Origin of the sequence: uncultured Aggregatibacter sp. (assembly GCF_901873365.1) — a bacterium.
Taxonomy (GTDB): Bacteria; Pseudomonadota; Gammaproteobacteria; order Enterobacterales; family Pasteurellaceae; genus Aggregatibacter.
Genome location: NZ_CABFLM010000011.1, coordinates 1 through 11,321, shown reverse-complemented (window position 1 = coordinate 11,321; position 11,321 = coordinate 1). Strand labels below are relative to the sequence as shown.

8 protein-coding genes, 1 tRNA gene and 1 pseudogene are annotated in these 11,321 nt (G+C 44.0%); 3 read left to right on the top strand and 7 right to left on the bottom strand.

Translation table 11 applies throughout. The features are described from left to right. Window positions 1-6: 6 nt before the first annotated feature. The 5 genes from nusA to QZ106_RS00095 form a co-directional block, all read right to left on the bottom strand. The gene (gene nusA, locus QZ106_RS00115) at window positions 7-1,503 is read right to left on the bottom strand and encodes a transcription termination factor NusA (RefSeq protein WP_295972698.1); all 1,497 of its coding nucleotides are present in this window, start codon (window positions 1,501-1,503) and stop codon (window positions 7-9) included. A gap of 22 nt (window positions 1,504-1,525) precedes the next feature. Beyond that, a complete protein-coding gene (gene rimP, locus QZ106_RS00110; RefSeq protein ID WP_290521365.1) occupies window positions 1,526-1,981 on the bottom strand; it encodes a ribosome maturation factor RimP in 456 nt (151 codons plus the stop codon). Between the two features lie 155 nt (window positions 1,982-2,136). After that, window positions 2,137-2,213: transfer RNA gene (locus QZ106_RS00105), tRNA-Met, on the bottom strand. 120 nt (window positions 2,214-2,333) lie between these two features. Beyond that, a complete protein-coding gene (gene glnS / locus QZ106_RS00100; protein WP_295972693.1) occupies window positions 2,334-4,004 on the bottom strand; it encodes a glutamine--tRNA ligase in 1,671 nt (556 codons plus the stop codon). A 175-nt stretch (window positions 4,005-4,179) separates the two neighbouring features. Beyond that, complete coding sequence (locus QZ106_RS00095) at window positions 4,180-4,452, bottom strand: type II toxin-antitoxin system RelB/DinJ family antitoxin (protein ID WP_295972689.1); 273 nt, start codon at window positions 4,450-4,452, stop codon at window positions 4,180-4,182. 206 nt (window positions 4,453-4,658) lie between these two features. Here QZ106_RS00095 and QZ106_RS00090 point away from each other — a divergent pair, with 206 nt between their 5' ends. The 3 genes from QZ106_RS00090 to QZ106_RS00080 all read left to right on the top strand — a co-directional run bounded on the left by QZ106_RS00090 (window position 4,659) and on the right by QZ106_RS00080 (window position 9,243). Then, window positions 4,659-5,834, top strand: a complete 1,176-nt coding sequence (locus tag QZ106_RS00090; RefSeq protein ID WP_295972686.1) for an efflux RND transporter periplasmic adaptor subunit — start codon at window positions 4,659-4,661, stop codon at window positions 5,832-5,834. A 19-nt stretch (window positions 5,835-5,853) separates the two neighbouring features. Beyond that, on the top strand, window positions 5,854-7,785 hold the full coding sequence (locus tag QZ106_RS00085; RefSeq protein ID WP_295972684.1) for a MacB family efflux pump subunit: 1,932 nt from the start codon (window positions 5,854-5,856) through the stop codon (window positions 7,783-7,785). A gap of 87 nt (window positions 7,786-7,872) precedes the next feature. Continuing rightward, entirely contained in the window at window positions 7,873-9,243 is a 1,371-nt protein-coding gene (locus QZ106_RS00080) for a TolC family protein (RefSeq protein ID WP_295972681.1), read from the top strand. 164 nt (window positions 9,244-9,407) lie between these two features. Here QZ106_RS00080 and QZ106_RS00075 read toward each other — a convergent pair whose 3' ends face one another. Further along, on the bottom strand, window positions 9,408-10,949 hold the full coding sequence (locus QZ106_RS00075; protein ID WP_295972678.1) for a subtype B tannase: 1,542 nt from the start codon (window positions 10,947-10,949) through the stop codon (window positions 9,408-9,410). Window positions 10,950-11,065: 116 nt separating this feature from the next. Then, window positions 11,066-11,266 (bottom strand): annotated as a pseudogene (locus QZ106_RS00070) (zinc ribbon domain-containing protein YjdM); the annotation flags it as partial. Between the last annotated feature and the right edge of the window lie 55 nt (window positions 11,267-11,321).

Sequence of the window (11,321 nt, the reverse complement as noted above, 5' to 3'; positions counted from 1 at the left end):
CCCTTATTACTCAGTGAACCAACAAATATTTCGGGCTGCCATAATTAAATCTGCCGCTTGTTCGGCACTGAGTTCTTCAATATCGGTTAAATCATCAACGCCCTGCTCGGCTAATTCTTCCAATGTCGTAATGTGTTTTTCCGCCAATTTAAATGCGATATGACGATTCATGCCGTCAAGGTTTAATAAACGATCTTCAATTTTCGCTTGTTTTAAGGCTTCTTCTTCTGCCAACGCTTTTGCGGTGATCGCATTTTTTGCACGAGTTTGTAACTCTTCGACTAAATCTTCGTCTTCCAAACCGTCAATTGCCGTTAACTCACGAACCGGTACATAAGCCAATTCCTCCAATGTTGAGAAACCTTCATCAATGAGTAATTGAGCAAATTCTTCATCAATTTCTAATGCGTCAATAAATAAATTTAAGACTTTATTATCTTCCGCCTGATGTTTTTCGCTTAATTCTTCGGTGGTCATCACATTTAATGTCCAACCGGTTAATTGTGTTGCCAAGCGTACGTTTTGACCGTTACGTCCAATCGCTTGCGCCAAGTTGGCATCTTCTACCGCAATATCCATCGCGTGCTTGTCTTCATCAACCACGATAGAACTTACATCTGCCGGCGCCATTGCATTAATCACAAATTGTGCCGGATTGTCATCCCAAAGGACGATATCCACACGCTCACCGCCTAATTCATTGGTAATCGCCTGCACGCGCGAACCACGCATACCGACACAGGCACCGACCGGATCAATCCGTTTGTCGTTGCTTTTTACTGCAATTTTGGCACGAGAACCCGGATCACGGGCGGCACTTCTAATTTCAATTAATTCTTCGCCAATTTCAGGCACTTCCAAACGGAATAATTCCACTAACATTTCCGCCTTCGCGCGTGTTACAAATAATTGTGCGCCTTTGCTTTCCGGACTCACTTTATATAGCACACCACGCACTCGGTCACCCGGACGGAAGTTTTCACGTGGCAACATATCTTCACGCAACATCACGGCTTCGGCTTTATTACCATCTTCACCATTTACATCTAAAATAACGCTGTCTCGGTTACTTTTCTTCACTGTTGCAGTGACAATTTGCCCCTCTTTTGCACGGAATTGATCGACAATTTTGCTGCGTTCCGCTTCACGAATTTTGGTGCTAATAACCTGACGCGCAGTTTGCATGGCAATACGATCAAAGGCGATGGATTCAATTTGATCTTCCACATAGTCGCCTAATTGAATATCCGGATTTTCTAAACGCGCCGCTTCTAATGTAATTTCCTTGGTCGGGTTCATCACATTTTCCACGACAACCCAACGGCGGAAGGTATCAAACTCTCCGGTTTTCGGATTAATCGCAACACGCACATCGACTTCGTATTCATATTTTTTCTTAGTAGAAAGCGCAATCGCACTTTCTAAGGCCTCAAAGATTTTTTCACGTGGCAATAATTTTTCATTGGATACCGCTTCGGCCGCTAATAAAATTTCTTTACTCATGCTTTTTTATCCTTCTTTAAATTTAAAATTTCGCAACAACGTTGGCTTTTTGAATGTTGCCAAACGCTAAAACTTGCTCTTGTTTATCCACAATCAGCGTAATCATGTCATTTTCAATTTTTGCTAATTCGCCTTGCCATTTACGACGATCCGCTACCGGAATGCGCAAATGCACGACAATGTCCTGACCGATATAATGGGCATATTGCGCCAAGGTAAATAATGGGCGATCTAAACCCGGTGAAGACACTTCTAGGTTATATTTATCGGCAATCGGATCTTCCACATCCAACACAGCGCTCACTTGACGGCTGACATCAGCACAATCTTCTACGGTTACGCCACCTTCTTTATCAATAAATAAACGCACAGTTAAATAGCGACCGACACGTTGACATTCAATGCCCCAAAGCTCACAACCAAGACCTTCAACCGAACCTTGTAATAATTCTTGTAATTTTTGTTCTAAAGTTGCCAAAACAGCCTCCTCAAACGACAGACATAAAAAAAGGGCTTACAGCCCAGTTTTTCAATAATTATCAACCAATTACATATCATGCGTTGATAGTTAAACAACAAATTTATCGTATAAAAAAACCCCAAAATTGGGGTTCTTTTTACTGAACTTGTGATTGGTTGCGGGGGCCGGATTTGAACCAACGACCTTCGGGTTATGAGCCCGACGAGCTACCAAGCTGCTCCACCCCGCGTCCGAAATATGGAGCGCATTATAGCCACTTACTCACCAAATAGCAAGATTTAATTCACACAAAAGTCTATGGGGAAAAAACACCTAAAAAATCCACCGCACTTTTTAATGAGTGATGAGGTTAGAAACCTTCTTTCAAACTCACCGTTAAGTTAAACACCAAATGTTCCGGGTGGCTGTCTTTGCTGTCGGCACAGAAATAGCCTTCACGTTCAAATTGGTAGCCTTTTTCTGCTTCCGCATTGCCAAGGCTTTGTTCGACAAAACCGTGTTTCACCACTAAGGATGTTGGATTTAGCACGCTTTCGATGTTTTCTTCTACACCCGGGTTTGGCACGGTGAAAAGGCGTTCATATAAACGGAATTCTGCCGGGTGGTTGTGCGTTGCGGAAACCCAGTGGATTACGCCTTTCACTTTGCGACCATCTGCCGGGTTTTTACCTAAGGTTTCCGGATCATAGGTACAGAAAATGGTGGTGATTTCACCGTTGGCATCTTTTTCCACACGTTCGGCTTTAATCACGTAAGCGTTGCGCAAACGCACTTCTTTGCCTAACACTAAGCGTTTATATTGTTTGTTGGCTTCTTCACGGAAATCTGCGCGATCGATGTAAATTTCTTTGGTGAATGGCAATTGACGTTCGCCTAATTCCGGACGATTCGGGTGATTCGGCGCAGTTAACATTTCTTCGCCTTCAAAATTTTCAATCACCACACGAACAGGATCGATCACTGCCATGGCTCGCGGCGCATTTTGGTTTAAATCATCACGAATGCAAGATTCTAATGCGCTGTATTCCACCACGTTGTCTTGTTTTGTCACGCCAATACGACGACAGAATTCACGAATTGAGGCAGGTGTATAACCGCGGCGGCGCAAACCTGAAATCGTCGGCATACGCGGATCATTCCAACCGTCCACAATTTCATCGTTTACCAGTTTTAATAATTTACGTTTAGAGGTTAACGTGCCTTCTAAATTTAAACGGGAGAACTCGTATTGATGCGGCAATGGGCGCTCAATGCTGATATTTTCCAACACCCAATCATATAAACGACGGTTATCTTGGAACTCAAGGGTACATAAGGAGTGCGTAATACGCTCAAGGGCATCAGAAATACAATGGGTGAAATCATACATCGGATAAATGCACCATTTGTCGCCCGTTTGGTGATGGCTGGCAAATTTAATGCGATAAAGTACTGGATCGCGCATCACCATAAACGGTGACGCCATGTCAATTTTTGCACGTAGGCTGGCTTTACCCTCGGCAAATTCGCCGTTTTTCATTTTTTCAAATAAGGCAAGGTTTTCTTCCACGCTACGATCACGATACGGGCTGTTTTTGCCCGGTTCGGTTAAGGTGCCGCGATATTCACGCATTTCTTCCGGCGAAAGTTCATCCACATATGCCAACCCTTTTTTGACAAGTTCAATGGCGTAACCATAAAGTGCATCAAAATAATCGGAAGCATAACGCGGCTCACCTTCCCATTTGAAACCTAACCATTCCACATCGGCTTTGATGGAATCCACATATTCCACATCTTCTTTCACCGGGTTGGTGTCGTCAAAACGGAGGTTACATAAACCGTTATATTCTTTTGCTAAACCGAAATTTAAACAGATAGATTTGGCATGACCGATGTGCAAATAGCCGTTCGGCTCAGGCGGAAAACGGGTGTGAACGCGTTGGTGTTTACCGGACGCTAAATCTTCATCAATAATTTGGGTAATAAAATTGTGCGGACGGGCATTTTCCGTCGTTTCTAAGATAGTTTCTGTACTCATAATTTTCTCAATTAAAACGCATAAAAAAATAACCGCACTATTCTACACGCTATGACACAAAAAGCGAAGAAGGCGGTTTGTTATTGAAAGCGATTAGCGAAAAACTTCAGAATGGGTGTTGATTGGCTAATCGTTTGAGATCGCGTTTATAGTCTTTAGTAAAGCTAATTTTCATTTATGCCTCGTTTGCGACACGTTGCATTTTTTTAATCAGCTCCTCTACGTTCTCAGCTTCTACGCTTTCCACTTTTCCACTTAAGGCATCTTCCATAGCACGGATCGTTGTTTCATTCGGTTGATAATCTAACTGAACCGGAATCGTTTTTGTCGAAACCACTTGTTGTAAAATCATTTTTAGTGCCTGAGCCGGGTTTAATCCGTAGCTTCTGAAAACAGAAAAGGCCTGCTCTTTTAATTCAGGATCTAATCGAAAAGTATATGAAGTCATTTTAGTCTCCTTAATGTAATACAATTGTCTTACATTTTAATAACAATACATAAATATTCAAGTTCCGTTTTTGATTCTCACTTGAATATCCGAAGAAGAATCACTAAAATGCGCCACTAAATGAACGTTCATTCATTAATAATTAAGATTTCCTTAATCTTTCTCCTGTATTCTATTTTCACTGTTTCCTTAACCCTTGAGAAAATATGACAAAAAAATATTGGATAATGGCCGCACTGGCTGCCGCGGTGATCACCGGCGGTTATTTTTTTATGGGTGATTCCACGCCTAAAACCACTTATTTAACGGAAACCGTGCAACGTGGCGACATTGAAAAAAATGTGGTGGCGACCGGCTCAATTGAAAGTATCAACACCGTTGATGTGGGCGTGCAGGTTTCCGGTAAAGTCACCAAACTCTACGTGGCTTTAGGTCAACAAGTGAAAAAAGGCGATTTAATTGCAGAGATTGATTCCACCACCCAAATCAACACGTTAAACACCCGAAAAGCGGCGCTTGCAAGCTACCAAGCCCAGTTTGTCGCGCGTAAAACTGCCTATGATGTGGCGCTTTCTAATTACAATCGTTTAACCAAATTGTATGCGCAAAAAAGCACCTCCTTGGACAGCTTAAACAGCGCAAAAGCGACCTTAGATAGCGCCAAAGCAGAAATGAATGTAGTGCAGGAAAACATCAAACAAGCAGAAATTGAAGTGAATACCGCGGAAACCAATGTGAGCTATACAAAAATCACCTCACCGATTGACGGCACAGTGATTGCTACACCGGTTTCTGAAGGCCAAACGGTAAACTCTAATCAAACCACGCCGACCATCGTCAAAGTGGCAGATTTAAGCAAAATGCGCATTAAACCGGAAATTTCCGAAGGCGATATTACGAAGGTGAAAGCCGGACAAGAGGTGACCTTTAGTATTTTGTCCGACAGCAAAACCCGTTATCACGCCAAAATTGAATCCGTTGATCCGGCGACAACAACGATTAGCAATAGCTCCACGTCCAGCACCACAACTTCAACGTCAAGCACCAGTAACAGTGCAGTTTATTATTACGCCAACATTATCGTGGAAAATCCCAACCATATTTTGCGCATCGGCATGACCACGGAAAACAACATCAAAATTGCCAACGCGCAAAATGTGCTATCCGTGCCGAATATGGCAATTCAAACGCAAAACGGTAAAACCTTTGTGAAGGTATTAAACAGCAACAACCAACCGGAACAACGTGAAGTAGAAATCGGTGTACAAAATGATTACCAAACAGAAATTAAATCCGGCGTTGCTGAAGGCGAAAAAGTCATTGTGTCACAAGTGGCTGCCGGCGAAGCCGTCGGCAGTATGCGTGGGCCACGAATCTTCTAAAGTGCGGTGGAAATTTCCAATGAATATTATTGAAATGAAAAACATCAACCGCTACTTTGGTGCCGGCGAAAATCGCGTTCATATTCTGAAAGACATTTCATTAAATATCGAAAAAGGCGATTTCGTTGCCATTATCGGGCAATCGGGTTCAGGTAAATCCACGTTGATGAACATTATCGGTTGCCTCGATACGGCGACCAGCGGTTCGTACAAAATCGATGAGAAAGAAACCATTGAATTAAGTGCCGATCAACTCTCCGATTTACGCAGCCAAAAATTCGGGTTTATTTTCCAACGTTACAATTTATTGAGCAGCCTCACCGCAGCAGAAAACGTGGCATTACCGGCAATTTATGCGGGCATGCCCCACAACCAACGTTTGGAACGCGCCAAACAATTATTGGAAAAACTGGGGTTAAGCGATAAATGGCAGAATAAGCCGAATCAACTCTCCGGCGGGCAGCAACAACGTGTGAGTATCGCCCGCGCCCTAATGAACGGCGGTGAAATCATTTTAGCCGATGAACCCACCGGTGCGTTGGATTCGCAAAGTGGCGAAAATGTGATGGAAATCCTACGTCAACTGCACCAAGAAGGGCATACCATTATTATGGTTACCCACGATAAACAGATCGCTGCCAGCGCCAATCGGATGATTGAAATCAAAGACGGCGAAATTATCAGTGACACGCAAACCCAGCCGGTGAAAAGTGCGGTCAAAAATTCAGGTGTTTTTAAAGGACGTTTCGGCTTCAGCAAAGATCAGCTGATGGAAGCCTTTCGGATGTCTGTTAGTGCCATTGTGGCACATAAAATGCGTTCCCTACTCACCATGCTTGGCATCATTATTGGGATTACCTCCGTGGTGTCCGTGGTGGCGTTAGGCAATGGTTCGCAACAAAAAATTTTAGAAAATATTCGCGGCATCGGCACAAACACCATCACCATTTTTAACGGCACCGGCTTTGGCGATCGCCGTGCGGAACAAATGCAAAATCTTACAGTTAGCGATGCCAACACATTAAGCCAACAAACCTATGTGCAAAGCGTTACGCCGAACAGTTATTCAAGCGGCACCTTGATTTATGCGAATAAAGCGTTTTCGACGACGTCCTTAAAAGGTGTGAGCGAAGAATCTTTTGATGTGGAAGGTTTAAAATTAAAACAAGGTCGCCTACTCTCAGCGCAGGATGTCGCAGAAAACGCGCAAGTGGCGTTAATTGATGAAAGTGCCAAAAAAGCCATTTTCCCCAATGAAGATCCGCTCGGCAAAGTGGTGATGTTTAATAAACGCCCGTTGCGTATTATTGGTGTTGTGTCCGACCGACAAATGGGTGGTGCGAGCAGTTCACTGAATCTTTATGCGCCCTACACCACTGTCATGAACCGCATTTCAGGCAGTAAAAAAATCGGTTCGATTACGGTGAAAGTGGCGGAAGAGATCAACTCAACAGCGGCAGAAAAAGGCATTACGGAATTGCTGACGCTACGCCACGGCAAAAAAGACTTCTTCATCATGAACAGCGACACTATTAAACAAACCATCGAAAGCACCACCGGCACGATGAAATTACTTATCTCCTCTATCGCCTTTATTTCCTTGATCGTCGGCGGGATTGGCGTGATGAACATTATGTTGGTATCGGTGACCGAACGCACCAAAGAAATCGGTGTGCGCATGGCAATCGGCGCAAGACAATCCAACATCCTGCAACAATTTTTAATTGAAGCCGTGTTGATTTGTCTTATCGGTGGCGTCACCGGCATTTTGCTTTCCGGTGCGATTGGAGTGCTGTTTAACACCTTTATGACCGATTTCACCATGGCATTTTCCGGCGGTTCGATTATTGCCGCCGTCGCTTTTTCGAGCTTAATCGGCGTAGTGTTCGGCTACACCCCGGCAAAACGTGCAGCACAATTAGATCCGATTATGGCATTAGCCCGTGAATAGATTTTGTAAAAGCTAAAAATGCGGTTAAAATCGACCGCACTTTTGAGGCATAAAATAGCCCCCTTGAACCTTAAAGAAGGATAAAAAATGTTAAAAATGAAAAAATTAACCCTTGCAGTGGTGATGGCAACAACCCTTGCCGGCTGTGCCAATATCGGCGATTCTTATCAAGCCAGCCTCGATAATTACAAACAATATGAAGAGATCACCAAGCAATATAACATTAAAGACAACTGGTGGTCGCTTTATAACGATGCACAACTCAACCGTGTGGTCGAACAAGCCCTTGCAAATAACAAAGACTTAGCCAAAGCAGCGGTTTCCGTCAACCGTGCGCTGTATAGCGCCAACCTTGCCGGGGCAAACCTCATTCCAGCCTTTAGCGGTGCGGCAAAATCCTCTGCTCAAAAAGACATTAATCGTGGTGGCAATTCCGCGATCACACACACCGGCGCATTAAATGTGTCTTATACGTTGGATTTATGGCGTCGTTTAGCGGATACCGCCGATGCAGCAGAATGGTCGCATAAAGCCACCATTGAAGACATGGAATCTACCCGTCTTTCTTTAATCAACTCGGTGGTGACAACCTACTACCAAATTGCCTATTTAAACGATGCCATTAGCACCACACAAGAAAGCATTAAGTATTACACCGACATCAGCAACATCATGAAAAATCGCTTGGCGCAAGGTGTCGCAGACAGTGCTAGCGTAGATCAGGCACAGCAAGCGGTATTAACGGCGCGTAATAATTTAATTACTTTGCAAACCAACCATAAAAACGCAGAAAAAACCTTACGCAATTTGCTAAACTTAAAACCGGATGACGCATTAAACATCAACTTCCCGCATATTTTGAGCGTGAAAACTGTGGGCGTGAATTTAAACGTGCCGGTTTCCGTGATCGCCAATCGTCCTGATGTTAAAGGCTATCAAGCCCGTTTAAGCAGCGCATTCAAAAATGCCAAAGCCACAGAAAAAAGCTGGTTCCCGGAAATCACATTGGGCGGGAGTTTAAGCCGCAATGCCACCAATCAAACCGGGACAACCACATCCTCCTCTATTGGTGCCGGCAACGTTGGTATTACACTGCCGTTCTTAAATTGGAATACGGTTAAATGGAACGTGAAAATCTCTGAAGCAGATTACGAAACAGCTCGTTTAAACTATGAAAAAAGTATCACCACCGCGTTAAATGACGTAGATACCAACTACTTTGCTTTTACTCAAGCGCAAAGCCAGTTTGCCAACGTGCAACAAACGTACAATTACAACCAACGCATCACGCAATATTACCGCAACCGCTATAATGCAGGCGTGTCTGAATTGCGCGAATGGTTGACGGCGGCCAATACAGAAAAAGCCTCCCAGCTTTCCATTTTGCAAGCCAAATTCAATGTAATTCAGGCAGAAAATGCCGTTTACAGCTCAATGGCAGGTTACTACTCTCGTTAAGTAAAAATGCGGTGAAAAACCACCGCACTTTCTCTTTAAAAAACAAAAACGGCGCTTGATTAACAAAGCGCCGTTTTTTTTGAGAGAAAAGTGAGGTCGGTTTTCAGACTGTTTTTCAGATAAAACGTCACCAAAACTAACCGCACTTTTATGGCTATGACCAATTATTTACTGATACTATCCATCCATTGGAACAGCTCGTCCAGATCATAATCACCCGAATGCGGCACGCCCCACGGAGTTTCATAATCCACCTGTTTGCCTGCCATACGCAGTTTTATTGCAAGTATCGCACTGATGGCGTGCGAGGTATCACGATCAGAAGTACCTGCACGAATGCGCCAATATGCGGTTTTGCCATGATCCACATAATTCATCGCGTTCATTAACTGAATGACGTGCTTATCTGCCATTTTCCCTTTCTCGGTACTATGTTGCATGGAATAGTCTGTAAAATGCTGATTATTCACGCTTTCCGTACCGAATAAGTTATTTTCGCCGGAACTCAAATTCAGCGCATCAAAGGCAGGTGGTGATTTCATGCGTTTTTCTGAGTGAATATAGCCCTCCCAATCAATGTCGCTGACGCCTTCCTTGTTCAGTTTCACCCAAGGTTTATCTTCAAAGGTCACGCCACTTTTACGGGCTTTATCTGCCGCGCGCACAATGACATTTTTCACATAATCTTTAAAAGAACCGTTACCTTGCGCATCTAACGTCAAGGCATTACCTTTCTCATCTTCTAATTTCAGACTATTTAAATAAGATGGGAACTCGGCTTTTAGTTGATCGGACACCTGAATTTCCGCAGCCGTCAACGTGCCCTCAATTGTGGCTTTTGCCGCAGCTTGAGAACGATCATTAAAACTTTGTGCATTCAAACGGCTCATGTCCATTCGGCGATAATCGTTCAAGCCGTTAAATTCCCACTCATAAGCGCTGTCGGCGTGTTCCAAATTGGTAATCGGGCAATAGGCGGACACCGCAAAAATGACATCACTCGCCTCTGCCGCGCCGACTTGTTTTAAATACTCAACATAATCCATGCTGTCACCGCTTGCGCCTAACAAAGCGGACAATGCTCCACCTGCGCTGGTGCCGTTAGAAATGATCTTATTGGCATCACCCGGCATTGCTTCATCGTTAAAATGCAAATAACGCACCGCCGATTTCAAATCAATAATCGCTGCCGGTGCCTTGCCGGTATATTTGCCGTCTTTCTCCAACGTCCGTCCACGCGCACCCACACTTGCCACCACATAGCCCTTGGAAAGTGCGGTCAAAATTGCGTTAGGTTTATCACCACTGCCGAAGCCTTTTGCATCATAGGTTGCCGCTTTTGCCGGCATATAACCGCCCACCGCATTCGGCAGGAAAATCGGCGCGCTCTTGGCATTAAAGCCATTGATTTTGCCATTATTAAAATAGGCTTCCGGCACATAAATGTTCAGTGTCTGATAATCCGGCTCAACCGGGTTTTGCACATACACAATCTTTTCAAACGCACGGAATTTCACCGTCTCACCATTCACTTTCGCCTCTAAAGTGCGGTAAGTTTTCGGTGAGAATTTTAGATCATAGCCACTGTCCGTTTTATTGAAATACGGCGCATCCGCCAACGGATCATTCCCTTGCGGTGGGTTCGCCATAGCCATACCGGAAACAGCCAACCCTACCAACGAAGCCAACCATGTTTTTGCTTGCATAAAGTTCTCCTGTATCAAAGATATACTGTTGGTTAGGTAGACGTATTGTAAATAAGTTCGGCGGAAGAAAATAAAATGACAAAAGCCACCTGCTTACGACAGATGGCTTTTTTCACCTACGCCTTCTTCAAAAACTCCGATTTCAGCATAATTTTGCCGCAATCCACGTTGTGATCGCCTCGGGCAAGGCGGATGCCTTTAAATTTAGTGCCTTTCTTTAATACTTCAGAGGAGCCTTTAAGTTTTAAATCTTTGATGAGTAGCACGTCGTCGCCATCAGCCAGTTCGTAGCGTGCATCTTGATGCACGACTAAATTACGCACGGAACGTTATTTAACGCTTTCGGGCATTCATGATTTCGTGCAACAAGTT